The sequence below is a fragment of the Pseudomonas sp. KK18 genome (assembly GCF_037094675.1).
Classification (GTDB): domain Bacteria; phylum Pseudomonadota; class Gammaproteobacteria; order Pseudomonadales; family Pseudomonadaceae; genus Aquipseudomonas.
Map to the genome: position 1 here is coordinate 5,913,532 of NZ_CP146605.1, position 24,404 is coordinate 5,937,935.

At 59.5% G+C, this 24,404-nt stretch carries 22 protein-coding genes; 15 read left to right on the plus strand and 7 right to left on the minus strand.

Annotated elements, in window-relative coordinates:
• Nucleotides 1-656 precede the first annotated feature (656 nt).
• Together V6607_RS26860 and V6607_RS26865 are read right to left on the minus strand one after the other, a co-directional pair.
• Entirely contained in the window at nt 657-1,874 is a 1,218-nt protein-coding gene (locus V6607_RS26860; protein WP_003208700.1) for an argininosuccinate synthase, read from the minus strand.
• 129 nt (nt 1,875-2,003) lie between these two features.
• A complete protein-coding gene (locus V6607_RS26865) occupies nt 2,004-2,912 on the minus strand; it encodes an OmpA family protein (protein WP_087695280.1) in 909 nt (302 codons plus the stop codon).
• A 156-nt stretch (nt 2,913-3,068) separates the two neighbouring features.
• Between V6607_RS26865 and pyrC the strand changes: the two genes are divergently transcribed.
• Both pyrC and rnt read left to right on the plus strand, forming a co-directional pair.
• The gene (gene pyrC, locus V6607_RS26870; protein WP_003208703.1) at nt 3,069-4,115 is read left to right on the plus strand and encodes a dihydroorotase; all 1,047 of its coding nucleotides are present in this window, start codon (nt 3,069-3,071) and stop codon (nt 4,113-4,115) included.
• Nucleotides 4,112-4,789, plus strand: a complete 678-nt coding sequence (rnt, locus tag V6607_RS26875) for a ribonuclease T (RefSeq protein WP_003208704.1) — start codon at nt 4,112-4,114, stop codon at nt 4,787-4,789. Before pyrC ends, rnt begins: the two co-directional genes overlap by 4 nt.
• A 64-nt stretch (nt 4,790-4,853) precedes the next feature.
• Here the strand turns inward: rnt and V6607_RS26880 are convergent, their stop codons facing one another.
• A complete protein-coding gene (locus tag V6607_RS26880) occupies nt 4,854-5,456 on the minus strand; it encodes a peroxiredoxin (RefSeq protein WP_003172097.1) in 603 nt (200 codons plus the stop codon).
• 237 nt (nt 5,457-5,693) lie between these two features.
• Between V6607_RS26880 and V6607_RS26885 the strand changes: the two genes are divergently transcribed.
• Nucleotides 5,694-5,912 carry a bacterioferritin-associated ferredoxin gene (locus V6607_RS26885; protein WP_003208706.1) on the plus strand — a complete coding sequence of 73 codons (219 nt, stop codon included), beginning with the start codon at nt 5,694-5,696 and terminating at the stop codon, nt 5,910-5,912.
• A 200-nt stretch (nt 5,913-6,112) separates the two neighbouring features.
• Nucleotides 6,113-6,583, plus strand: coding sequence for a bacterioferritin (gene bfr, locus V6607_RS26890; protein ID WP_008433502.1), 471 nt, complete (start codon nt 6,113-6,115; stop codon nt 6,581-6,583).
• Between the two features lie 78 nt (nt 6,584-6,661).
• Here the strand turns inward: bfr and grxD are convergent, their stop codons facing one another.
• Both grxD and V6607_RS26900 read right to left on the minus strand, forming a co-directional pair.
• A complete protein-coding gene (gene grxD, locus V6607_RS26895) occupies nt 6,662-7,000 on the minus strand; it encodes a Grx4 family monothiol glutaredoxin (protein WP_003208710.1) in 339 nt (112 codons plus the stop codon).
• A gap of 99 nt (nt 7,001-7,099) precedes the next feature.
• Entirely contained in the window at nt 7,100-9,196 is a 2,097-nt protein-coding gene (locus V6607_RS26900; RefSeq protein ID WP_087695279.1) for a molybdopterin oxidoreductase family protein, read from the minus strand.
• A 445-nt stretch (nt 9,197-9,641) separates the two neighbouring features.
• Between V6607_RS26900 and argF the strand changes: the two genes are divergently transcribed.
• The gene (gene argF, locus V6607_RS26905) at nt 9,642-10,562 is read left to right on the plus strand and encodes an ornithine carbamoyltransferase (protein ID WP_134327267.1); all 921 of its coding nucleotides are present in this window, start codon (nt 9,642-9,644) and stop codon (nt 10,560-10,562) included.
• A complete protein-coding gene (locus tag V6607_RS26910; protein ID WP_008433494.1) occupies nt 10,559-11,668 on the plus strand; it encodes an ABC transporter ATP-binding protein in 1,110 nt (369 codons plus the stop codon). Before argF ends, V6607_RS26910 begins: the two co-directional genes overlap by 4 nt.
• Nucleotides 11,669-11,678: 10 nt before the next feature.
• On the opposite strand, the gene ybaK is transcribed toward V6607_RS26910, so the two are convergent.
• Complete coding sequence (ybaK, locus tag V6607_RS26915) at nt 11,679-12,149, minus strand: Cys-tRNA(Pro) deacylase (protein ID WP_003208718.1); 471 nt, start codon at nt 12,147-12,149, stop codon at nt 11,679-11,681.
• 360 nt (nt 12,150-12,509) lie between these two features.
• Between ybaK and V6607_RS26920 the strand changes: the two genes are divergently transcribed.
• The 4 genes from V6607_RS26920 to glpD all read left to right on the plus strand — a co-directional run bounded on the left by V6607_RS26920 (nt 12,510) and on the right by glpD (nt 17,512).
• Entirely contained in the window at nt 12,510-13,364 is an 855-nt protein-coding gene (locus V6607_RS26920; protein ID WP_134327268.1) for an MIP/aquaporin family protein, read from the plus strand.
• A gap of 80 nt (nt 13,365-13,444) precedes the next feature.
• On the plus strand, nt 13,445-14,950 hold the full coding sequence (glpK, locus tag V6607_RS26925) for a glycerol kinase GlpK (protein WP_003208721.1): 1,506 nt from the start codon (nt 13,445-13,447) through the stop codon (nt 14,948-14,950).
• Between the two features lie 94 nt (nt 14,951-15,044).
• Nucleotides 15,045-15,800, plus strand: a complete 756-nt coding sequence (locus V6607_RS26930) for a DeoR/GlpR family transcriptional regulator (RefSeq protein WP_134327269.1) — start codon at nt 15,045-15,047, stop codon at nt 15,798-15,800.
• A 173-nt stretch (nt 15,801-15,973) separates the two neighbouring features.
• Entirely contained in the window at nt 15,974-17,512 is a 1,539-nt protein-coding gene (gene glpD / locus V6607_RS26935; protein WP_008433488.1) for a glycerol-3-phosphate dehydrogenase, read from the plus strand.
• Between the two features lie 48 nt (nt 17,513-17,560).
• Here glpD and V6607_RS26940 read toward each other — a convergent pair whose 3' ends face one another.
• On the minus strand, nt 17,561-18,283 hold the full coding sequence (locus V6607_RS26940; protein WP_003208726.1) for a tetratricopeptide repeat protein: 723 nt from the start codon (nt 18,281-18,283) through the stop codon (nt 17,561-17,563).
• Nucleotides 18,284-18,408: 125 nt separating this feature from the next.
• Here V6607_RS26940 and V6607_RS26945 point away from each other — a divergent pair, with 125 nt between their 5' ends.
• From V6607_RS26945 to V6607_RS26965, 5 genes are all read left to right on the plus strand, one after another.
• Complete coding sequence (locus V6607_RS26945) at nt 18,409-20,733, plus strand: TonB-dependent siderophore receptor (RefSeq protein ID WP_134327270.1); 2,325 nt, start codon at nt 18,409-18,411, stop codon at nt 20,731-20,733.
• 336 nt (nt 20,734-21,069) lie between these two features.
• Nucleotides 21,070-21,996 carry a glutamate/aspartate ABC transporter substrate-binding protein gene (locus V6607_RS26950; protein WP_008433481.1) on the plus strand — a complete coding sequence of 309 codons (927 nt, stop codon included), beginning with the start codon at nt 21,070-21,072 and terminating at the stop codon, nt 21,994-21,996.
• Nucleotides 21,997-22,191: 195 nt separating this feature from the next.
• Entirely contained in the window at nt 22,192-22,938 is a 747-nt protein-coding gene (locus V6607_RS26955) for an amino acid ABC transporter permease (RefSeq protein ID WP_003208731.1), read from the plus strand.
• Nucleotides 22,938-23,609 (plus strand): ABC transporter permease subunit, encoded by a 672-nt coding sequence (locus tag V6607_RS26960; RefSeq protein ID WP_003208733.1) that lies wholly within the window; start codon nt 22,938-22,940, stop codon nt 23,607-23,609. Before V6607_RS26955 ends, V6607_RS26960 begins: the two co-directional genes overlap by 1 nt.
• Nucleotides 23,606-24,340, plus strand: a complete 735-nt coding sequence (locus V6607_RS26965) for an amino acid ABC transporter ATP-binding protein (protein ID WP_003208734.1) — start codon at nt 23,606-23,608, stop codon at nt 24,338-24,340. Before V6607_RS26960 ends, V6607_RS26965 begins: the two co-directional genes overlap by 4 nt.
• Nucleotides 24,341-24,404 lie beyond the last annotated feature (64 nt).

Genomic DNA, 24,404 nt, shown 5'->3' on the forward strand with positions numbered 1-24,404 from the left:
GGCAAGTCCAATTTCGCTGTTCGAATTATTAAGAGTAAGCACAATAGCCTAGTCGTTTCTCGCTTGGCATAGCGCTCCCCCCCAAGCAACAGCAAGCAGAGACCTAACCCACAAAGACATAGGATTTAACCTACAAAAAAACGCCAGATCGGAGCTATTCAGTTTTGTTTGGGCTTTCAGAACTTTCCGAGCACAAACATATTTTGAGTGAAAATTCCCAGGATTACGCGGGGCCGGGTAAACGCGCCGTACACAAGTTTCAGGAAATGCCCCTTGTGCGCTGTCAGAAGACCTGTGAACCCGGAGGGAAATCGGGTTTTTAAAAGTTCCATTCGACATAATTACTAACGCTCCATAAATCCTACAGACATGTCAGCATCTGACATATTCGCGGTACATTTCTGAGTGAATTTTCTGTAGTACATAGTTCCTGCCTACAAGAAAAAATCTCACTTTCAACAATGCATCACTTATCGAGCGAAATTAATAAACATTGCCCCCGTAAAAATATAAACACTCCAGATCATCTCCTGGAGTACCTGAACTTTTTCGAAGCGAACAATAAACACAGGCGCGCGCCCGATGATTCCGGATGTATTTTCAACCAAAAAAAAATAGCCCCTTGAGGGGCCATTTTTCATTGCAACTTACAACACTCAGAACAACTTGCGACCTTTGTTGGCCGCAATGCGCATGCGCAACGCGTTCAGCTTGATGAAGCCTGCCGCGTCTGCCTGGTTGTAGGCGCCGCCATCTTCTTCAAAAGTGGCGATGTTGGCGTCGAACAACGACTCATCGGACTTGCGACCGGTCACGATCACATTGCCCTTGTACAGCTTCAGGCGCACAACGCCGTTCACGTGGACCTGGGAAGCGTCGATCATCTGTTGCAGCATCAGACGCTCCGGGCTCCACCAGTAGCCGGTGTAGATCAGGCTGGCGTACTTGGGCATCAGCTCGTCTTTGAGGTGAGCCACTTCACGGTCCAGGGTGATGGATTCGATGGCGCGGTGAGCGCGCAGCATGATGGTGCCGCCCGGGGTTTCGTAGCAACCACGGGACTTCATGCCCACGTAACGGTTCTCGACGATGTCGAGGCGGCCGATACCGTGTTCGCCACCGATACGGTTCAGGGTCGCCAAGACGGTGGCCGGCGTCATTTCGACGCCGTCCAGCGCGACGATGTCGCCGTTGCGGTAGGTCAGTTCCAGGTACTGGGCCTTGTCAGGAGCGTTCTCCGGGGAGACGGTCCATTTCCACATGTCTTCTTCGTGCTCGGTCCAGGTGTCTTCCAGCACGCCGCCTTCATAGGAGATGTGCAGCAAGTTGGCGTCCATCGAGTACGGGGACTTCTTCTTGCCATGACGCTCGATCGGGATCGCGTGCTTTTCGGCGTAGTCCATCAGCTTTTCACGGGACAGCAGGTCCCATTCACGCCACGGAGCAATCACTTTTACGCCTGGCTTCAAGGCGTAGGCGCCCAGTTCGAAACGCACCTGGTCGTTGCCCTTGCCGGTGGCGCCATGGGAAATGGCGTCGGCGCCGGTTTCGTTGGCGATTTCGATCAGGCGCTTGGCGATCAGCGGACGTGCGATGGAAGTACCCAGCAGGTACTCGCCTTCGTAGACAGTGTTGGCGCGAAACATCGGGAAAACGAAATCGCGGACGAACTCTTCGCGCAGGTCGTCAATGTAGATCTCTTTCACGCCCATGGCTTGCGCCTTGGCACGTGCAGGTTCGACCTCTTCGCCCTGACCCAGGTCAGCGGTGAAGGTCACCACTTCACAGTTATAAGTATCCTGCAGCCACTTGAGGATCACCGAAGTGTCCAGGCCGCCGGAATACGCGAGAACGACCTTGTTTACGTCGGCCATGCCATCACTCCACGGGGTTGTACGGAAAGGCATCGATTCTACCGACCAAAACCGTGAAATTACAGAGGCGCGACAGCAAATGAAGATAAAGCGACAGATTATGTCGAGCGGGCGACGAAACGCCGCACCTTATGAGGTGGCGGCAGCGTTGCCTGGCGCCTTGGCCTGGGGCGCCGGTTTCTCGGGGGCTGCCACCCGTTCGAGCTGAATATTCACCCGGCGGTTTTTCGCCCGGTTGGCCGCGTTGGTGTTCGGCGCCAGCGGATAGCTTTCGCCATGAAAGCGCAGGGTAATCTGCGATTCCTGGATGCCATTGGCCTTGAAGTAGTCCATTACCGCCAATGCACGACGCCGCGAAACGTCGCGATTGGTCAGGCGATTGCCGCTGTTGTCGGAGTGGCCATTCAACTCGACGTGGTTAACCGTCGGGTCGGCTTTCATGAATTCGAGAATCACCGAGAGCTTTTTCCTGGCCGCCGCGTCCAGTTCGATGCCGCCACCCGGGAAACCCACCTCGGTCTGTTTGACCTGCTCGAAATTCATCGGCAGCAGCTTGGTGGTGCAGAGTTGGTAGTCGTTGTAGGCCTTGCTGAATTTCGCCGGCAGCAGGCGGATCTCGGAGTAACCGCCGTCGCGGCTATAGTGGCGCACCGTCGGGCTGCGCCCTTCGAGCAGGCCGGTAAACAAACGCCCGGCCTGGGCCTGGGAGCTGTTGAACAGCACATCGCCACTGCCGACACGCACCGCCCCCAGGTTGATATCGCCACGCCCCGGCTGCCACGGCGCAGCCGCCGCCAACAGGGTTGCGGAACCGGCACCCAACGAGCCGTTAAAGGCTTTCAGGCGAAACGTCGCCTGCTCGCCGGCCCGGCGCACGAACTCGCCCGAGCCGAAATCGGTGATCGGCTGGGTCAAGCGGCACTCGAATTTATCGCCCTCCACTTTCCACTCAATATTCTCCAGACGTGTCTGGAACGTGAGGGCCATCGCGGGCAGGCTGGCGAACACACTGAGCAGGGCTAGATAATGCTGGCGCACGGGAGGCTCCACTGGTTTCTACAACACATCAAGGCGTCATACATCGTTAAGGCATACCCAGGGATATCGGTCGCATCCTGCAAAACTTGATAGCGAGTGCCTGCAAGAGTCTTTTCCGGTAGCATTCCCACCAGATTGACCCGCCTGGAATCCCCAATGTCCGACCGCCTGACCCTGCTGCGTCCCGACGACTGGCATATTCATCTTCGCGATGGTGCTGCGTTGCCCCAAACCGTGGCCGATGTAGCGCGCACGTTTGGCCGCGCCATCATCATGCCTAACCTGGTACCTCCGGTGCGTAACGCCGCGGAAGCCGACGCCTATCGCCAGCGCATTCTCGCTGCACGACCGGCCGGCAGCCGCTTCGAACCGTTGATGGTGCTGTACCTGACCGACCGCACCCAGCCCGAAGAAATCCGCCAGGCCAAGGCCAGTGGTTTCGTGCACGCCGCCAAGCTGTACCCGGCCGGCGCGACCACCAACTCCGATTCCGGCGTCACCAGTATCGACAAGATCCTGCCGGCCATCGAAGCCATGGCCGAAGTGGGCATGCCGTTGCTGATCCACGGTGAAGTCACCCGTGGCGATGTCGATGTGTTCGATCGTGAAAAGATCTTCATCGACGAGCACATGCGCCGAGTTGTCGAGCTGTTCCCGACCCTCAAGGTGGTGTTCGAGCACATCACCACCGCCGATGCCGTGCAGTTCGTCACCGAGGCTTCGGCCAACGTCGGCGCGACCATCACCGCGCATCACCTGCTGTACAACCGCAACCACATGCTGGTGGGCGGGATTCGGCCGCACTTCTATTGCCTGCCGATTCTCAAGCGCAACACGCACCAGGTAGCGCTGCTCGATGCCGCCACCAGTGGCAGCGAGAAATTTTTCCTCGGTACCGACTCTGCACCTCACGCCCAACACGCCAAGGAAGCCGCGTGTGGTTGTGCCGGTTGCTATACCGCCTATGCGGCAATCGAGTTGTATGCCGAAGCGTTCGAACAACGCAACGCGCTGGACAAGCTTGAAGGGTTCGCCAGCCTCAACGGCCCACGTTTCTATGGCCTGCCGGCGAATACCGACCGCATTACCCTGGTCCGTGAAGACTGGACCGCCCCCACCAGCCTGCCGTTTGGCGAGCTGACCGTTATCCCGCTGCGCGCCGGTGAAACACTGCGCTGGCGCCTGCTGGAGGAACACCCGTGAGTGAAGACCATTACGACGACGACCAGGAACACGGCGGCGGTGGTGGCGGTTCCCGTCACCCGATGGCCGAGCGTTTCCGTGGCTACCTGCCCGTTGTCATCGACGTAGAAACCGGCGGCTTCAATTGCGCCACTGACGCGTTGCTGGAAATCGCCGCCACGACCATCGGCATGGATGAACAGGGTTTCGTGTTCCCGGAACACACCCACTTCTTCCGCGTCGAGCCGTTCGAAGGCGCCAACATCGAAGCGGCGGCCCTGGAATTCACCGGGATCAAGCTTGATCACCCACTGCGCATGGCCGTCAGTGAAGAAGCGGCGCTGACCGACATCTTCCGTGGCGTACGCAAGGCCCTGAAGGCCAATGGCTGCAAACGCGCGATCCTGGTGGGCCACAACAGCAGCTTCGACCTGGGCTTCCTCAATGCCGCCGTGGCGCGCCTGGACATGAAGCGCAACCCGTTTCACCCGTTCTCCAGCTTCGACACTGCGACCCTGGCCGGTTTGGCCTATGGCCAGACCGTGCTGGCGAAGGCCTGCCAGGCTGCCGGTATCGACTTCGACGGTCGTGAAGCCCACTCGGCCCGCTACGACACCGAGAAGACCGCCGAGCTGTTCTGCGGCATCGTCAACCGTTGGAAACAGATGGGCGGCTGGGAAGACTTCGGCGACTGAAGCCAAATCCCGCGCATAAAAAAACCGGCCCTCTCAGGCCGGTTTTTTTTGCTTCGAACGTGGCTTACAGCTTGCCAGCGTTCTCGGTCAGGTAAGCCGCAACGCCTTCTGGCGAAGCGTTCATGCCTTTGTCGCCTTTTTTCCAGTTGGCAGGGCAGACTTCACCGTGCTCTTCGTGGAATTGCAGAGCGTCGACCAGGCGGATCAGCTCTTCCATGTTACGGCCCAGCGGCAGGTCGTTGATGATCTGCGAGCGCACAACACCCTTGTCGTCGATCAGGAACGCGCCACGGAAAGCCACGCCGCCTTCGGACTCAACGTCGTAGGCCTTGGCGATGTCGTGCTTCATGTCGGCAGCCATGGTGTATTTGACTTTGCCGATGCCGCCATCATTGATGGCGGTGTTGCGCCAGGCGTTGTGGGTGAAATGGGAGTCGATGGAAACGGCTACCACTTCAACGTTACGCGCCTTGAAATCGTCCATGCGGTGATCCAGGGCGATCAGCTCCGATGGGCAGACGAAGGTGAAGTCCAGCGGGTAGAAGAACACCAGGCCGTATTTGCCTTTGATGGCTTCAGACAGTTTGAAGCTGTCTACGATTTCGCCATTGCCGAGGACGGCGGGTACGTCGAAATCCGGGGCTTGTTTGCCGACGAGTACGCTCATTGGGTATCTCCTGATGGTGGTGACTGAAGTAAAAGGATCCGTCCCAGTGTGCCGCAGCTAAACGACAGGCCTGTGACGTGATCACGCTTCGTGAAGACCGACCATCATACCGGAAAAAAGCCGTTCGTCAGTGAAGCCGCGTGCAAACACCAAGGCTTGAGAAACTACTTTGACAATCATTCTCGTTAACATTAAGATCCGTCGCACTTAAGCCTTAAACCGCGATGGTTCTCCCTTATGTATGTCTGCCTTTGCACTGGCGTCACCGACGGACAAATCCGCGAAGCAATCTACGAAGGTTGCTGCAGCTACAAGGAAGTACGTGAAACCACCGGCGTTGCCAGCCAATGCGGCAAATGCGCCTGCCTCGCCAAGCAAGTGGTACGGGAAACCCTGACGCAGCTGCAAACTGCCCAGGCTGCGATCCCCTACTCAGCAGAATTTACACACGCTTAACAGGCATGTTTTAAAGAACCGGACTGAGTGTCCGGTTTTTTTATGCCCGTAATTCAAACAGTTAGCGCCAAGACGCGGAACACAAACATTCTTATTCCGATTAATTTTCATTTATTATTCAATAACTTAGGTTTGACAGTAGTAAATGCGCAGCTCAAACTCCGCCTTATATACAGCTAATACAGGGCAGGACCCCAATCATGAAAGGCGACATCACAGTCATCCAGCAACTCAACAAAATCCTTGCCAATGAACTGGTCGCGATCAATCAGTACTTCCTGCATGCGCGCATGTATGACGATTGGGGCCTGGAAAAGCTGGGCAAGCGCGAATACAAAGAATCCATCAAGGCCATGAAGGACGCTGACGCGCTGATCAAGCGCATCCTGTTCCTGGAAGGCCTGCCGAACGTGCAGGACCTGGGCAAGCTGAACATCGGCGAGCACACCCAGGAAATGATCAACTGCGACCTGAACTTCGAGCGCAAGAGCCACACCGACCTGAAGGCCGCCATTGCTCATTGCGAATCCAAGGGCGACTTCGGCAGCCGTGAACTGCTGGAAGATATCCTTGAAGACCAGGAAGAACACATCGACTGGCTGGAAACCCAAATCGGCCTGATCGACAAAGTGACTATCGAGAATTACCTGCAATCGCAGATGGGTGAATAACCCTACAATTCCCGGCCACTAAAAAGCCCCGCTCTCTTTCGAGAAGCGGGGCTTTTTATTGCCGCGGCCTAAAACAAATCAGGCTTCGGTCTTCGCAGCTGCTTTGGCCGCTGCGTCTTTGATCAGTGCCTGCAACGAACCATCAGCCGCCATTTCGGTGATGATGTCGCTACCGCCGACCAGCTCACCGGCAACCCACAGCTGCGGGAAGGTTGGCCAGTTGGCGTACTTCGGCAGGTTGGCGCGGATTTCCGGGTTCTGCAGGATATCCACGTAGGCGAACTTCTCGCCACATTGCATGATTGCCTGGGAAGCCTTTGCGGAGAAGCCACACTGGGGAGCGTTAGGGGCGCCCTTCATGTAAAGCAGAATAGTGTTGTTGGCAATCTGCTCTTTGATCGTTTCGATGATATCCATGGAACACCTCGGCTGGAACTTTCCGACTCATGGGTCGGCACGGTGGCGCATTGTAACGCAAACCCCAGCGTGACGCTCGGACTCCCCGACAGACAATCCTTACGCCGCCGCCACCTGCACCGGCACGCCGTTCAACGCTGCGTTGCCCGACAGCTCATCCAGTTGCCGCTCATCCGTCAGGTCATTCGCGCTCGCCCCCGGCTGCCCGCTGGCGATGGTCATCTGCACGCCAGGGCGGCCGTGGCCCCAACCGTGAGGCAGGCTGACCACGCCGGGCATCATGTCGAGACTGGCCAACACTTCCACCTCGATCATGCCGATCCGCGAGCTGACCCGTACCCGCTGCCCGTCAGTCAACTGGCGATGGGCAAGGTCATCCGGATGCATCAGCAGTTGATGGCGAGGCTTGCCCTTCACCAGCCGGTGGTAGTTATGCATCCAGGAGTTGTTGCTGCGCACATGCCGGCGACCGATCAGCAGCAACTCATTCACCTCGGGCACCGGCTGCGCGGCAAAGCGCGCCAGGTCGGCAAGGATCACCGACGGTGCAGCCTGCAGATGGCCATTGGCGGTTTTCAGGCGGCCTGCGAGGTTGGGTTTCAGCGGCCCGAGGTCCAGGCCATGAGGGTGATCGGCCAGCGCGGCAATGGACAACCTGTCGCCATAAGGCCCGGCCCGCAGCCCGAAGTCGATCATCTGCGCAGGCGGCATCGTCGGTTTGAGTGTATTACCCGTCTTCTCGGCAAACGCCCGGGCCAGGCCGACGAAGATTTCCCAATCATGCAACGCACCCTCGGGCTTCGGCAGGATGGCGCGATTGAAACGGGTGACGTTGCGCACCGCGAACATATTGAAGGTGGTGTCGTAGTGATCGTTTTCCAGGGCCGAGGTGGACGGCAGGATCAGGTCGGCGTAACGCGTGGTCTCGTTGATATACAGGTCGATGCTGACCATGAACTCCAGGCCATCCAGCGCCTGTTCCAACTGCCGGCCGTTAGGCGTGGAGAGCACCGGATTGCCCGCCACCGTCACCAGCGCACGGATTTGCCCTTCACCCTCGGTGAGCATTTCTTCGGCCAGTGCCGACACCGGCAGTTCGCCCCCGTACTCCGGTCGCCCGGAAACCCGGCTTTGCCAGCGATTGAAATGCCCACCGGAGGTGGAAGCTACTAGGTCGACTGCCGGCGTGGTGCACAAGGCCCCGCCGACTCGATCCAGATTACCGGTCACCAGGTTGATCAACTGCACCAGCCAATGGCACAGCGTGCCAAACGCCTGGGTCGATACGCCCATGCGGCCATAGCACACCGCCGCATCGGCCGCGGCGAAGTCCCGGGCCAACTGGCGGATCTGCTCGGCGGGTACCGCGCATTGACGGCTCATGGCCTCGGCGGTGAATCCGGCCACGGCGTGGCGCACGTCATCCAGGCCGTCCACCGGCAGGTGACTGTCACGGGTCAGGTTCTCGGCAAACAGTGTATTGAGCAATCCGAACAATAACGCCGCATCGCCGCCCGGGCGCACGAACAGATGCTGGTCGGCCATCGCCGCCGTCTCGCTGCGGCGCGGATCAACCACCACGACTTTACCGCCGCGAGCCTGGATGGCCTTCAGGCGTTTCTCCACATCCGGCACGGTCATGATGCTGCCGTTGGACGCCAACGGGTTGCCGCCGAGGATCAGCATGAAATCGGTATGGTCGATGTCCGGGATCGGCAGCAACAGGCCGTGGCCGTACATCAGGTGGCTGGTGAGGTGGTGGGGTAACTGGTCCACCGAGGTGGCGGAAAAACGATTGCGGGTCTTCAGCTGGCCAAGGAAGTAGTTGCTGTGGGTCATCAGGCCATAGTTGTGCACGCTCGGATTGCCCTGGTACACCGCCACCGCATTCTGCCCGTGACGCGCCTGAATCGCGGCCAGGCGCTCGGCTACAAGTACAAAGGCGTCTTCCCACGGGATCGGCTGCCATTCGCTGCCCACCCGCAACATGGGCTGGTGCAGGCGGTCCGGGTCATTCTGGATGTCTTGCAGGGCCACGGCCTTGGGGCAGATATGGCCACGGCTGAACGTATCCAGGGGGTCGCCCTTGATCGAAGTGATCGCCAGGCTTGCGTCTTCGCCCTGGGTGGTCTCCAGTGTGAGGCCGCAGATGGCTTCGCACAGATGGCAGGCACGGTGGTGGAGAGTCTTGGTCATGGCCAGTCTCTTTCATTGTGGGCTAGGCGCTTCGGACGAAAACTATGGCCCGCCCGGGGCAGCAGCGCCAGCAACGTTCGTCGTGTGAATCCAGGGGCATCAGGCCAGGCCATGAGGAAACATCAGGAAATGTTTCAGAAGCCTCCGGCAGCCCGCTGAAACCGACGCAGCCCGGCCTCAGCCCGCCCTCACGCATTGCAATGTGGCGCAGCGCCAGTGTACAAATGACCCGCTGCTGTCAGGAAACAGGCTTCAAAAGCGCCCTCCCCGCGTCCTTGAACTCCCCTAAAAACTGTAGCCCTATTGGTAAGACGCGACATTTAATTATAAGATCGCGCCTTCCCCTATTTCGTCGCCCCGTGCGGCTTTCGCCGCAGGTCTCGCCCGTTTTCAAAATAAACCAGGCTTTGAGTATCTGCGGTCTGTTGCAAAAAGGTAGTTAATGATGAGCGCAAGGCACTTTCTCTCCCTGATGGATTGCACGCCCGAAGAGCTGGTCAGCGTGCTCCGTCGAGGCATTGAGCTTAAAGACCTGCGTAACCGCGGCGTACTGTTCGAGCCTTTGAAAAACCGCGTGCTCGGGATGATTTTCGAGAAGTCGTCCACCCGCACCCGCGTGTCTTTCGAAGCCGGCATGATTCAGCTCGGCGGCCAGGCTATCTTCCTGTCACCTCGCGATACCCAACTGGGCCGTGGCGAGCCGATCAGCGATTGCGCGATCGTGATGTCGAGCATGCTGGATGCGGTGATGATCCGTACCTTCGCCCACAGCACCCTGACCGAATTTGCCGCCAACTCCCGAGTGCCCGTGATCAACGGCCTGTCCGATGACCTGCACCCCTGCCAGTTGCTGGCCGACATGCAAACCTTCCTCGAACAGCGCGGCTCGATCCAGGGCAAGACCGTGGCCTGGATCGGCGACGGCAACAACATGTGCAACAGCTATATAGAAGCGGCGATCCAGTTCGACTTCAAATTGCGCGTTGCCTGCCCTGAAGGCTACGAGCCGGATGCACGTTTCCTGGCCGAGGCCGGCGACCGCGTGACCATCGTCCGCGACCCGCGTGAGGCGGTCATCGGCGCACACCTGGTGAGCACCGACGTGTGGACCTCCATGGGCCAGGAAGAGGAAACCGCCAAGCGCCTCAAGCTCTTCGCCCCGTTCCAGGTCACCCGCGCCCTGCTCGACCTGGCCGCGCCGGACGTGCTGTTCATGCACTGCCTGCCCGCCCACCGTGGCGAAGAAATCAGTCTCGACCTGCTGGACGATCAACGTTCAGTAGCCTGGGCCCAGGCGGAAAACCGCCTGCACGCACAAAAAGCCCTGCTCGAGTTTCTGGTTGCGCCGGCGTACCGTCCTGCATGAGCCAGCCACTACTGCTGAACCTGCGCAATCTGGCATGCGGCTATCAAGACCAACGGGTGGTGCAGAACCTCAATCTGCACCTCAACGCCGGCGACATCGGTTGCCTGCTGGGCTCCTCGGGCTGCGGCAAGACCACCACCCTGCGAGCGATTGCCGGGTTTGAGCCGGTGCATGAAGGCGAGATCAGCCTGGCAGGCGAAGTCATTTCCAGCGCCGGTTTCACACTGGCCCCGGAGAAACGTCGGATCGGCATGGTGTTCCAGGACTACGCGCTGTTTCCACACCTCAGCGTGGCTGACAACATCGCCTTCGGCATTCGCAAGCACCCGCAAAAAGAGCGTGTGGTCGCTGAATTGCTGGAACTGGTGAACCTGAAAAACCTCGGCAAGCGCTTCCCCCACGAACTCTCGGGCGGCCAGCAGCAACGCGTCGCCCTGGCTCGCGCCCTGGCGCCGGAACCGCAATTGTTGCTGCTGGACGAACCCTTCTCCAACCTCGACGGCGAACTGCGGCGCAAACTCAGCCACGAAGTACGCGATATCCTCAAGGCGCGGGGCACCAGTGCGATTCTGGTGACCCACGACCAGGAAGAAGCCTTCGCAGTGAGTGACCATGTCGGCGTGTTCAAGGAGGGTCGCCTGGAGCAGTGGGATACGCCCTACAACCTCTATCACGAACCGCTGACACCCTTTGTCGCCAGCTTCATTGGCCAGGGTTACTTCATTCGCGGGCAGTTGAACACGCCGGAATCGGTTACCACCGAACTGGGGGAGTTGCGCGGCAATCGTGCCTACACCTGGCCAACCGGCGGCGCGGTGGATGTGTTGCTGCGCCCGGACGACATCGTTTATGCACCGGACAGCGCCTTGAAGGCGCGGATTGTCGGCAAGACGTTCCTCGGCGCGTCGACCCTGTATCGCTTGCAGCTGCCGACAGGCGCTCAGCTGGAGTCGATCTTCCCCAGCCACGCCGATCACTTGGTCGGTGCCGACGTGGGCATTCGCGTGGCAGCCGAGCACCTGGTGTTGTTCCAGGCCTCAGGCAGCACCGCAGCACAAATCCCTCAGGTTGAGTCAGGCGTTCGACGCTACAGCACCGCCTCCTGACGTCAACGCATCACGCCCGGCCAATTTCCGCGAACTTGGCCTGGGTGTGTTCGGCCAGCACTGTCGCTGCCAACTCCACCTCAAGCCCCCTTCTCCCCGCACTGATAAAAATTGTCGGAAACGACTGCGCCGTCACATCGATGAAGGTGCGCAGGCGTTTCTTCTGCCCCAGCGGGCTGATGCCGCCCAACAAGTAACCGGTGGCCCGTTGCGCCGCTGCCGGGTCTGCCATCTCGACCTTTTTTACCCCCGCCGCCTGCGCCAACGCCTTTAAATCCAAACTTCCGACGACCGGCACAACCGCCACCAGCAGCTCGGCTTTTTCACTGCTGGCCAGCAGGGTCTTGAACACCTGCGCCGGGTCCAGGCCCAATTTTTCCGCGGCCTCCAGACCATAGGACGCTGCCTTGGGGTCATGTTCGTAACTGTGAATTCGATGTTCGGCGCGAACTTTTTTCAACAGGTCCAATGCGGGCGTCATGTGGGCTCCAGGCTTGGCAAAAAGGTGAAAAAACAGACAGCCAATTCTAGGCCAACAACAAGCAAAAGGCTCTAGTCCGAAGCCCTCTGCCACGCCCTCACGCGCACCTTCCCTGCCGCTTCCCGCGCCCACGGCACGATCATTCATCACACCAATAATTACAAAATGACCGATCGTTCACTTTCGACCTTTGACAGCCGTCATTCTTGTCTATATTTTTTCGTTTACGAATACTGTAGGAATGCACCTACGGATTCACAGCAGTAAGCCGCGAACAGGATGGGGATCCTCGCCACGGTGAAAATCGCCGATTGCCCGTTGCGGCAAAACGCCAGACAACAACAAAAACAGAGGTTTTCCATGACAACTGCTCTTCAACAGCCTTCACTTTCAAGTCAATGCATGGCCGAATTCCTGGGCACTGCGTTGCTGATCTTCTTCGGTACCGGATGTGTTGCTGCGCTCAAGGTCGCGGGTGCCAGCTTTGGGTTGTGGGAAATCAGTATCATCTGGGGGATCGGCGTCAGCATGGCGATCTACCTGAGCGCCGGCATTTCCGGGGCTCACCTGAATCCGGCGGTCAGTATCGCCCTTTGCATCTTTGCCGATTTCGACAAGCGCAAACTGCCGTTCTACATCATCGCCCAAGTCGCCGGGGCCTTCTGTTCGGCCGCGTTGGTTTACACGCTCTACAGCAACCTGTTTTTCGATTACGAACAAACCCACCACATGATTCGCGGCACCCAGGCTAGCCTGGAATTGGCGTCGGTGTTCTCCACCTACCCGCATCCGCTGCTGGGCACGGCCCAGGCGTTCCTGGTGGAAATGGTCATCACCGCGATCCTGATGGGCGTGATCATGGCCCTGACCGATGACAACAACGGCCTGCCCCGCGGCCCGTTGGCGCCGCTGCTGATTGGTTTGCTGATTGCCGTGATCGGCAGTGCCATGGGCCCGCTGACCGGCTTTGCGATGAACCCGGCCCGCGACTTCGGCCCCAAGCTGATGACCTTTTTCGCCGGTTGGGGTGAAATGGCTTTCACTGGCGGGCGCGACATTCCTTACTTCCTGATTCCGATCTTTGCGCCGATTGTCGGCGCCTGCCTCGGTGCTGCCGCCTATCGCGGGCTGATTGCCCGTCACCTGCCCAGCGCCGCACCTGCTACAACTGATGCAACCGACGCGGCTGCCACCGCCAAAACCCGTACTTCCTGATGCGATAGCCTGGACCGTACTGCCCTTTTGCGGCCCAGGCTGTTTACTGACTTCCCTATTCTCCGTCCAAGGCAATCGACATGACCGACATTCAGAATAAGAACTACATCATTGCCCTCGATCAGGGCACCACCAGTTCCCGGGCGATCATCTTCGATCGTGACGCCAACGTGGTCTGCACCGCCCAGCGTGAATTCACCCAGCATTACCCGCAAGCCGGCTGGGTCGAACATGACCCGATGGAGATTTTCGCTACCCAGAGCGCGGTGATGGTCGAGGCCCTGGCACAAGCCGGCCTGCACCATGACCAGGTCGCGGCCATCGGTATCACCAACCAGCGTGAAACCACCGTGGTCTGGGACAAAATCACCGGCCGCCCGATCTACAACGCGATCGTCTGGCAATGCCGCCGCAGCACCGAGATCTGCCAGCAGCTCAAGCGCGACGGCCACGAACAATACATCAACGACACCACCGGCCTGGTCACCGATCCGTACTTCTCCGGCACCAAGCTCAAGTGGATCCTCGACAACGTCGAAGGCAGTCGCGAACGTGCGCGTAACGGCGAGCTGCTGTTCGGCACCATCGACAGCTGGCTGATCTGGAAATTTACCGGCGGCAAGACCCACGTCACCGACTACACCAACGCCTCGCGCACCATGCTCTTCAACATCCACACGCTGGAGTGGGATGCCAAGATGCTGGAGATTCTCGACGTGCCGCGCGAAATGCTGCCGGAAGTGAAGTCTTCCTCGGAAATCTATGGTCGCACCAAAAGCGGTATCGCCATCGGCGGTATCGCCGGTGACCAGCAGGCGGCGCTGTTTGGCCAAATGTGCGTAGAACCGGGCCAGGCGAAAAACACCTACGGCACCGGCTGCTTCCTGCTGATGAACACCGGCGACAAGGCGGTGAAATCCAAGCACGGCATGCTCACCACCATCGCCTGCGGCCCGCGTGGCGAAGTGGCCTACGCCCTGGAAGGCGCCGTGTTCAACGGCGGTTCCACCGTGCAATGGCTGCGTGACGAGCTGAAGATCATCGCCGATGCCACCGACACCGAATACTTCGCCGGCAAGGTCAAAGACAGCAACGGCGTGTACCTGGTGCCAGCCTTCACCGGCCTGGGCGCTCCGTACTGGGACCCGTATGCCCGTGGTGCGCTGTTCGGACTGACCCGTGGCGTACGCGTGGATCACATCATTCGTGCAGCCCTGGAGTCGATTGCCTACCAGACCCGTGACGTACTCGATGCCATGCAGCAGGATTCCGGCGAACGCCTCAAATCCCTGCGGGTAGACGGTGGCGCGGTCGCCAACAACTTCCTGATGCAGTTCCAGGCCGACATCCTCGGTACCCAGGTTGAACGCCCACAAATGCGCGAAACCACCGCGTTGGGCGCCGCCTACCTGGCCGGCCTGGCGTGCGGTTTCTGGGGCAGCCTGGACGAACTGCGTGGCAAGGCGGTAATCGAGCGTCAATTCGAACCGCAGCTGGAAGAAGCAGCGAAGGAAAAACTCTACGCCGGCTGGCAGAAAGCAGTCAGCCGCACCCGCGACTGGGAACCCCACGAAGGCGCTGAATAAGCCAAGCGCCGGACGCGCATAGGGTTGTAACTGGCAGGGAGCAGATTCCTGCGTCATCATGGGCCACTTTTTACGGCAGCCCAAAGGACGCACCATGAATCTGCCTCCCCGCCAGCAACAAATCCTCGAACTGGTTCGCGAACGCGGCTATGTGAGTATCGAGGAAATGGCGCAGATCTTCGTTGTCACCCCGCAAACCATCCGCCGCGATATCAATCAACTGGCGGAAGCCAATCTGTTGCGCCGCTACCATGGCGGCGCAGCCTATGATTCCAGCGTTGAAAACACCGCGTACGCCATGCGTGCCGACCAGATGCGCGACGAAAAACAGCGCATCGGCGAAGCCATCGCCGCGCAAATCCCCGATCACGCCTCGCTGTTTATCAACATCGGTACCACCACCGAATCGATCGCGCGTGCGCTGCTTAACCACAGCCACCTGAAAATCATTACCAATAACCTCAACGTCGCCATGATGCTGAGTGCCAAAGACGACTTCGACGTACTCCTGACCGGCGGCAACGTGCGCCGGGATGGCGGTGTGGTAGGCCAGGCCAGCGTTGATTTCATCAACCAGTTCAAGGTCGATTTCGCCTTGGTGGGCATCAGCGGTATCGATGAAGACGGCAGCCTTCTGGACTTCGATTATCAGGAAGTACGGGTTTCCCAGGCGATCATTGCCAATGCGCGCAAGGTGATCCTGGCGGCGGACTCCAGCAAATTCGGGCGCAACGCCATGATTCGCCTGGGACCGATCAGTTTGATTGATTGTTTAGTCACCGATCAGCAGCCGGTCCCGGCACTGGTGCAGTTGCTGAATCAGCACAAGATTCGGCTGGAAGTGGTGTAAGCCTATACAGGGGGTGTCCTGCCCCCTGATGTTCACAAATTTTCCTTTCTTCGCCCTTCGATCAGTATTTTCAATCGAAGCGGGCTGGCTGTGCCTGCGTTTATAAGCTACCATTTTCGCAAATGAACATTTATGTTCGAATTCCAATACGAAAAAGATTGCGAGGCCAGCCGATGAACCCTTCTACCTTGCCTGCCCCACCGCTTGCCGAAGTCTATGACGTCGCCGTTATCGGTGGCGGGATCAATGGCGTCGGGATTGCAGCAGACGCAGCCGGTCGCGGTTTGTCGGTATTCCTTTGCGAAAAGGACGACCTGGCCAGCCACACTTCCTCCGCCAGCAGCAAGCTGATCCACGGTGGCCTGCGTTACCTGGAGCATTACGAATTCCGCCTGGTGCGCGAGGCCCTGGCTGAACGTGAGGTGCTGTTGGCCAAGGCCCCGCACATCGTCAAGCAGATGCGCTTTGTATTGCCTCACCGCCCGCACCTGCGTCCGGCATGGATGATTCGCGCCGGCCTGTTCCTGTATGACCATCTGGGCAAGCGGGAAAAACTCGAAGGCTCCAAGAGCCTCAAGTTCGGCCCCGACAGCCCGCTGAAAAGCGAAATCACCAAAGGCTTCGAATACTCCGATTGCTGGGTCGACGACGCCCGCCTTGTAGTACTCAACGCCATGGCTGCGCGGGAAAAGGGTGCGCACATCCACACCCAGACCCGTTGCGTCAGCGCACACCGCAGCAAAGGCTTGTGGGAAATGAACATGGAACGTGCCGACGGCAGCCTGTTCTCGATCCGCGCCCGAGCGCTGGTGAACGCCGCCGGCCCGTGGGTGGCCAAGTTCATCAAGGATGACTTGAAGCTGGATTCGCCCTACGGCATCCGTCTGATCCAGGGCAGCCACCTGATCGTACCGAAGCTGTATGAAGGCGCCCACGCGCACATCCTGCAGAACGAAGACCAGCGTATCGTCTTCACCATTCCGTACCTGAATCACCTGACCATCATCGGCACCACCGACCGCGAATACACCGGCGACCCGGCGAAAGTGGCGATTACCGAAGGTGAAACCGACTACATGCTCAACGTGGTCAACGCGCACTTCAAGAAACAACTGAGCCGCGATGACATCGTGCACACCTATTCCGGCGTGCGCCCGCTGTGCAACGACGAGTCCGACAACCCGTCGGCCGTGACCCGCGACTACACCCTGGCGCTGTCCGGCACCTCGGGCGAGGCGCCGTTGCTGTCGGTGTTCGGCGGCAAGCTGACCACCTACCGCAAGCTGGCCGAATCGGCGATGGCACAACTGGCGCCTTACTTCACGCAGATGCGCCCAAGCTGGACGGCTACAGCCACCCTGCCCGGCGGCGAAAACATGAGCACGCCAGAAGCCCTGGCCGATGCAATCCGTAGCAAATACGACTGGGTGCCGAGCGAGATTGCCCGTCGCTGGTCCACCACTTACGGCAGCCGCACCTGGCGCCTGCTGGAAGGCGTGCAATCGCTGGCGGACATGGGTGACCACCTCGGTGGCGGCCTGTACACCCGCGAAGTCGATTACCTGTGCGCTGAAGAATGGGCCACTCAGCCCCAGGACATCCTGTGGCGCCGCAGCAAGCTGGGCCTGTTCACCACGCCGCAGGAGCAGGAGAACGTGCAGCGTTACCTGTCCAAGGTTGAACACAACCGCGGCAAGATCGAAGCGGCCTGATCAGCCCGACGTAAAAAAGCCCCTGCACCGAAAGGTCCAGGGGCTTTTTCATGCCTGCAGATGACGCTGATAGCGCAGGCCCATTTCACGAATCCCGCTGAAGGCAGAGCCCAGCAACACGGGATAAGCCGCCTGCAAAAAGCCTGGCGTGGCCGTCGCGAGAGCCCGCTCCAACCATAGGCAGGCCTGCACTTCGTCGCCGTCGTGAGCCAGCTCCGCAGCATGGTTGTATTGCCCGCGGAAATCCCCGGCCTCGGCTGAGCGCTGATACCACTGGCGCGCCAGTTGAACATCCTTGGGCACCACCACGCCTTCATGGTGGAACCGACCCAACAGGTTCATCGACTTGGCGTGCCCCTTGGCCGCAGCCTGGCGGAACAGTTCATATGCCGCGACAAGGTCACGCTCCACACCACGGCCACGCGTCAGCAACTGGCCGTAGTTATACAAACCCCAATCCAGCCCCAGATCGGCGGCCTTGCGGTAATGCCGCGCACTGTCTTCCAAGTCGACCTCGCAGCCCCAGCCATTCTCCAGGCAGCGCCCGATCATGTTGATCGCCATGGGGTGACGCTGCCGCGCAGCGATGCGAAACCAGCTCAACCCCAGCGCCTCATCCTTCTGCACGCCACGACCGTCGAGCAGCAGCTGGGCCAGGGTCGCCTGTGCGTCGGCATCTCCCAGCTGTGCCGCATGCATCACCCAGCGCACATAGGCACGCGGGTTATCACCGATATCCGAGGGCTCGCTGCCTGGCTGTGCGCTCTGCATTCCTGCCCCGAGTAGCGATCAAGGACCGCAAAAAGTTTCATGATTTATTTGGTTACAAAGTATTACATTTGAGATCGCTTATCAATTACGATCACATCTCACTAACACTAACAAGAGATTACTCAATGGCTACCGGCATCAGTTCTGCCCCCCTCTCATCGCGGCATTTGCTCGCGTCGGCAGTGGGCCTGGCAGTGGCTGCGCAAGGAGGATTCAGTTACGCGGCGGAGCCCGCACCAGAAGACAACACAGGGGTCATCCAACTCGGCGCGACCAGCATCGAAGGCCAGGCCCCGAGCCAGAGCGTCTACAACCCTGTGGCGCCTTCTTCCCCCAAGTACACCGAGGCCCTGCGCGACACGCCGCAGACCATCACGGTGGTGCCCAAGGAAGTCATTCATGACCAGAACCTGCTGACCCTGCGCGACGTGCTCAGCACCGTGCCGGGGATCACCTTCGGGGCCGGCGAAGGCGGCAGCGGGTATGGCGACAGCATCAACCTGCGCGGCTTCTCCGCCAGCGGCGACATCTACGTAGACGGCGTGCGTGACAGCGCGCAGTACAGCCGAACCGACCCGTTCAACCTGGAGCAGGTCGAAGTCGTCAGCGGCGCAAGTTCGGTGTATTCCGGCTCCGGCGCGGTCGGTGGCACCATCAACCTGGTGAGCAAACAGCCGGAATTACGCGACAAAACCACCATCAGTGCGGGCATCGGCACCGATAACTACAAGCGCACCACCCTGGACACCAACCAGACGCTGAACGACACCACCGCGTTCCGCCTGAACCTGATGGCCCATGGTAACGACGTGCCTGGCCGCGATTATGAAGATTACGAACGCTGGGGCATCGCGCCCTCCATCGCCTTTGGCCTGGGCACGCCGACACGTGTCACCGTCAGTTATGAGCACCAGAAAGACGACAACACACCGCAATACGGTATCCCCATCTACAACGGCAAGCCCATGCCGGGCGTGGGTTGGAGCGACTACTACGGCTACCACAACATCAATGACCAGCAAATCACCTCGGACTCGTTCAGCCTGAAGCTCGAACACGACTTCAACGACGCCGTCTCGGTGCGCAACTTCACCCGCGTCGAGCGGGTGCGCCAGGACCTGCGCGCTTCCGGCCCCGAAGGTGCATTGACCGGCTGCCTGGCCAGCGGCACCCAGATCACCGGCGCCCCTTGCGCCGCAGGCCTGCAGCCAGGCTACTTCCAGCCAAGCGGCGGCTCACTGGGTAACGAGCGCAACACCCAGAACAAGATGTTCACCAACCAGACCGACGTCACCAGCCACTTCAGCACCGGGTTCATCGACCACACGCTGGTGACCGGCATCGCCATCAGCCGCGAGGAATACGAGGCGGATACCGGTAAATGGCTGACCAACGCCAACGGCAGCACCATCGTCCCACCACCGGTCAGCTACAGCGACCCGAACTCCGAATGGTCCGGCCCCGTCAACTTCACCCGGGCCGCCCACATTGACGGCGCGCTGAACAACCGCGCCGCCTATGCCTTCGACACGCTCAAGCTCAACCCACAGTGGGAAATCAACGGCGGCCTGCGTTACGAGCACAACGCCGGCAGCTCGGTGACCAATGCCTATTCCAGCACTGGCGTGGAAACGCCCGGCACTCGCTACGGCCAGGCGGATGACCTGACCTCCTACCGCCTGGCGCTGGTCTACAAACCGGTGGAAAACGGCAGCTTCTATATCGCCTACGGCAACAGCAAGACGCCGTCCCAGGCCAGCGTCAATGGGGGTTGCTACACCCCGGCCAAAAGCTCAGGCATCGCCACCAACAACTGCGATGTTTCCCCGGAAACCGCCGTCAGCTATGAGATCGGCACCAAATGGGACCTGCTCGACAACGCCCTGTCGCTGACGGGCGCGATCTTCCGCAATGACCGCACCAACTATAAAGTCGCCGACAACGACCCGAGCAACCTGAGCGGCACCCAGACCCTCGACGGCAAGGCACGTGCAGACGGTGTGGCGCTGGGCCTGAGCGGCCAACTTACTGACCGCTGGAAAGTCTTCGCCAACTACACCTACCTGAACACTCGTGTGCTGCGCAGCGCCAGCGATTACACCTTGGCGACCACCGGCATCGACGTGCAGAAAGGCGAGCCGCTGACCTTCACCCCCAAACATGCAGCCAGCATCTGGACGGTGTACGACCTGCCCTACGACTTCCAGGTGGGCTACGGCATCACGGCGCAAACCAAGCAGTACCTGGTCAGCGCCGCCAACTCGCCGACTTCCCCCGGCTATGCGGTGCAGCGTGCGATGCTCGGTTACAAGGTCAACAAACAGTTGAACCTGCAGCTGAACATCAACAACCTGTTCGACAAGGAGTACCTCACCCGTATCCGCAACAACGGTTGGGCAGTGCCCGGCGATGGCCGCGCGGCAGTGGTGTCGGCCGACTACACGTTCTGACAGAGCCACACCCAAAAGCCCCGGGAGCCACACTCCCGGAGCTTTTTCATGGGCGATACGGGCCCACGCCGCCATTCGGTTTTCCGAACGCCATAGCTCAACCTATTCGGTTTGCCGGACCAAAACAGGAGAAAAAACCCGTAACACAAAGTTAATCTCTATATAAATCATATGGTTAACCTTTTATTTCTGGTCTGGCACGACTCATGCTCTACACTCGTAGGCGATTGCCTGAGGCGCCTCAGGAGCCGTCATAGGCTTTCGCAGTACTGTTTATATAAAAACGTGGCCGTCCCAACCGGTCTCATAAAAAAAACAAATGTCGAGGAAGTATTGATGCGCATCGTTCCCCATATCCTGGGCGCAGCTATCGCTGCTGCTCTGATCAGCACTCCAGTTTTCGCCGCCGAACTCACCGGCACACTGAAGAAAATCAACGACTCCGGCACGATCACTCTCGCTCACCGCGACAGCTCCATTCCGTTTTCCTATATCGCGGATGGTTCGGGCAAACCCGTGGGCTACTCCCACGACATTCAGCTGGCTATCGTTGAAGCCCTGAAAAAAGACCTGAACAAACCCGACCTGAAGACCAAGTACAACCTGGTCACCTCGCAAACCCGTATCCCGCTGATCCAGAACGGCACCGCGGATATCGAGTGCGGCTCCACCACCAACAACGCCGAACGCGCCCAGCAGGTTGACTTCACCGTCAATATCTTCGAAATCGGCACCCGCCTGCTGGTCAAGAAAGACAAGGAAGGCAAGCCGTCCTACAGCGATTTCGCCGACCTGAAAGGCAAGAACGTCGTGACCACCGCCGGCACCACGTCCGAGCGCATCATCAAGGCGATGAACGCCGACAAGCAGATGGGCATGAACGTCATCTCCGCCAAGGACCACGGCGAATCCTTCCAGATGCTGGAAAGCGGCCGCGCCGTTGCCTTCATGATGGACGACGCCCTGCTGGCCGGTGAAGAAGCCAAGGCCAAGAAGCCGGACGACTGGGTCATCACCGGTACTCCACAGTCCTTCGAAGCCTACGCCTGCATGGTTCGCAAAGACGACCCAGCCTTCAAGAAGGCCGTGGATGACGCGATCGTCGGCCTGTACAAGTCCGGCGAGATCAACAAGATCTACAGCAAGTGGTTCGAGAGCCCGATTCCACCAAAAGGCCTGAACCTCAACTTCCCGATGAGCGACAAGGTCAAGGATCTGATCGCCAACCCAAGCGACAAGCCAGCGCCTGACGTAAAAATCTGATACCTGACTAAGCTTATGTCCTGAGGGAGCCAACCCTCCCTCAGGCGTCTGTTGCTACCTGCTGGCTTTAATTTTGGAACACTCGACCTGGCGGTTTTCGAGCCGATCGCGTGTGCCTGGCGTTCACCGTCGGGCGGGAAAGGATCTTCCCCAAGCGGGTGCTTGTACATCGATCGATCTCGAGGGGAGACCCTAATGAATTACAACTGGGACTGGGGCGTGTTCTTCAAGTCCACCGGCGTGGGCAGCGAGACTTATCTCGACTGGTACATCGCCGGCTTGGGCTGGACCATTGCCATCGCCGTCGTGGCATGGATCATCGCCTTGCTGCTGGGGTCCATTCTGGGCGTCATGCGCACCGTGCCAAACCGCATCGTATCGGGCATCGCGACCTGCTACGTGGAACTGTTTCGCAACGTACCGCTGCTGGTTCAGCTGTTCATCTGGTATTTCCTGATACCCGACCTGCTGCCGCAGAACCTGCAGGACTGGTACAAACAAGACCTCAACCCGACCACCTCGGCCTACCTGAGCGTTGTGGTGTGCCTGGGCCTGTTCACCGCCGCCCGTGTGTGCGAACAGGTGCGTACCGGCATCCAGGCGCTGCCACGGGGCCAGGAATCCGCCGCACGCGCCATGGGATTCAAGCTGCCGCAGATCTACTGGAACGTGCTGCTGCCCCAGGCCTACCGGATCATCATTCCGCCGCTTACCTCGGAATTCCTCAACGTCTTCAAGAACTCTTCCGTGGCGTCCCTGATCGGCTTGATGGAACTGCTGGCGCAAACCAAACAGACCGCCGAGTTCTCGGCCAACCTGTTCGAGGCCTTCACCCTGGCCACGCTGATCTATTTCACCCTGAACATGAGCCTGATGCTGCTGATGCGCGTGGTCGAGAAGAAAGTCGCCGTGCCCGGCCTGATCTCCGTGGGGGGTAAATAATGGACTTCGATTTCAGCGGCATCATCCCCGCCATCCCGGGCCTGTGGAACGGCATGGTCATGACCTTGCAGTTGATGGTCATGGGCGTGGTCGGCGGCATCATCCTGGGTACGATCCTCGCGCTGATGCGCCTGTCGTCCAGCAAACTGCTGTCGCGCCTGGCCGGCGCCTACGTGAACTACTTCCGCTCGATCCCGCTGCTGCTGGTGATCACCTGGTTCTACCTGGCGGTGCCGTTCGTGCTGCGCTGGATCACCGGCGAAGACACCCCGATCGGTGCGTTCACCTCCTGCGTCGTGGCCTTCATGATGTTCGAGGCGGCGTACTTCTGCGAAATCGTGCGGGCCGGCGTGCAGTCGATCCCCAAGGGCCAGATGGCCGCGGCGCAAGCGATGGGCATGACCTACGGCCAGACCATGCGCCTGATCATCCTGCCCCAGGCGTTCCGCAAGATGACCCCGTTGCTGCTGCAACAATCGATCATCCTGTTCCAGGACACCTCGCTGGTCTACACCGTGGGCCTGGTGGACTTCCTCAACTCCGCCCGTTCCAACGGCGACATCATCGGCCGCTCCAATGAGTTCCTGATCTTCGCCGGTGTCGTCTACTTCATCATCAGCTTTTCCGCCTCGCTGCTGGTCAAGCGTCTGCAAAAAAGGTTTGCCGTATGATCTCTATCAAGAATATCAACAAGTGGTATGGCGACTTCCAGGTGCTGACCGATTGCAGCACCGAGGTTAAAAAAGGCGAAGTGATCGTGGTGTGCGGGCCGTCCGGCTCGGGCAAATCGACCCTGATCAAGTGCGTCAACGCCCTGGAACCGTTCCAGAAAGGCGACGTGGTGGTCGATGGCACCTCCATTGCCGACCCGAAGACCAACCTGCCGAAACTGCGCTCGCGCGTCGGCATGGTGTTCCAGCACTTCGAGCTGTTTCCGCACCTGACCATCACCGAAAACCTGACCATCGCGCAGATCAAGGTATTGGGCCGCAGCAAGGAAGAAGCCACCAAGAAGGGCCTGCAACTGCTGGAGCGCGTCGGCCTGTCGGCTCACGCCCACAAGCACCCGGGCCAGCTTTCCGGCGGCCAGCAACAGCGTGTGGCGATTGCCCGTGCGCTGGCGATGGACCCGATCGTCATGCTGTTCGACGAACCGACCTCGGCCCTCGACCCGGAAATGGTCAACGAAGTGCTCGACGTGATGGTGCAGTTGGCCCAGGAAGGCATGACCATGATGTGCGTGACCCACGAAATGGGTTTCGCCCGCAAGGTAGCCGACCGGGTGATCTTCATGGACGCCGGCAAGATCATCGAAGACTGCCCGAAAGAGGAATTCTTCGGCGACATCAGCGCCCGCTCCGAGCGTGCGCAGCACTTCCTCGAGAAAATCCTGCAGCACTAAGCACTGCCCTGTTGTGGTGGGTCGGGCAACCCCACTCACCACAACTGGTTGACCCAAGGCATCT

Bases quoted from the DNA above. Each gene is read 5' to 3' on its own strand.
- V6607_RS26860 (WP_003208700.1), bottom strand. From the start codon at position 1,874: ATGGCCGACGTAAACAAGGTCGTTCTCGCGTATTCCGGCGGCCTGGAC.
- pyrC (WP_003208703.1), top strand. From the start codon at position 3,069: ATGTCCGACCGCCTGACCCTGCTGCGTCCCGACGACTGGCATATTCAT.
- V6607_RS26880 (WP_003172097.1), bottom strand. From the start codon at position 5,456: ATGAGCGTACTCGTCGGCAAACAAGCCCCGGATTTCGACGTACCCGCC.
- V6607_RS26885 (WP_003208706.1), top strand. From the start codon at position 5,694: ATGTATGTCTGCCTTTGCACTGGCGTCACCGACGGACAAATCCGCGAA.
- bfr (WP_008433502.1), top strand. From the start codon at position 6,113: ATGAAAGGCGACATCACAGTCATCCAGCAACTCAACAAAATCCTTGCC.
- grxD (WP_003208710.1), bottom strand. From the start codon at position 7,000: ATGGATATCATCGAAACGATCAAAGAGCAGATTGCCAACAACACTATT.
- V6607_RS26900 (WP_087695279.1), bottom strand. From the start codon at position 9,196: ATGACCAAGACTCTCCACCACCGTGCCTGCCATCTGTGCGAAGCCATC.
- argF (WP_134327267.1), top strand. From the start codon at position 9,642: ATGAGCGCAAGGCACTTTCTCTCCCTGATGGATTGCACGCCCGAAGAG.
- V6607_RS26910 (WP_008433494.1), top strand. From the start codon at position 10,559: ATGAGCCAGCCACTACTGCTGAACCTGCGCAATCTGGCATGCGGCTAT.
- ybaK (WP_003208718.1), bottom strand. From the start codon at position 12,149: ATGACGCCCGCATTGGACCTGTTGAAAAAAGTTCGCGCCGAACATCGA.
- V6607_RS26920 (WP_134327268.1), top strand. From the start codon at position 12,510: ATGACAACTGCTCTTCAACAGCCTTCACTTTCAAGTCAATGCATGGCC.
- glpK (WP_003208721.1), top strand. From the start codon at position 13,445: ATGACCGACATTCAGAATAAGAACTACATCATTGCCCTCGATCAGGGC.
- V6607_RS26930 (WP_134327269.1), top strand. From the start codon at position 15,045: ATGAATCTGCCTCCCCGCCAGCAACAAATCCTCGAACTGGTTCGCGAA.
- glpD (WP_008433488.1), top strand. From the start codon at position 15,974: ATGAACCCTTCTACCTTGCCTGCCCCACCGCTTGCCGAAGTCTATGAC.
- V6607_RS26940 (WP_003208726.1), bottom strand. From the start codon at position 18,283: ATGCAGAGCGCACAGCCAGGCAGCGAGCCCTCGGATATCGGTGATAAC.
- V6607_RS26945 (WP_134327270.1), top strand. From the start codon at position 18,409: ATGGCTACCGGCATCAGTTCTGCCCCCCTCTCATCGCGGCATTTGCTC.
- V6607_RS26950 (WP_008433481.1), top strand. From the start codon at position 21,070: ATGCGCATCGTTCCCCATATCCTGGGCGCAGCTATCGCTGCTGCTCTG.
- V6607_RS26955 (WP_003208731.1), top strand. From the start codon at position 22,192: ATGAATTACAACTGGGACTGGGGCGTGTTCTTCAAGTCCACCGGCGTG.
- V6607_RS26960 (WP_003208733.1), top strand. From the start codon at position 22,938: ATGGACTTCGATTTCAGCGGCATCATCCCCGCCATCCCGGGCCTGTGG.
- V6607_RS26965 (WP_003208734.1), top strand. From the start codon at position 23,606: ATGATCTCTATCAAGAATATCAACAAGTGGTATGGCGACTTCCAGGTG.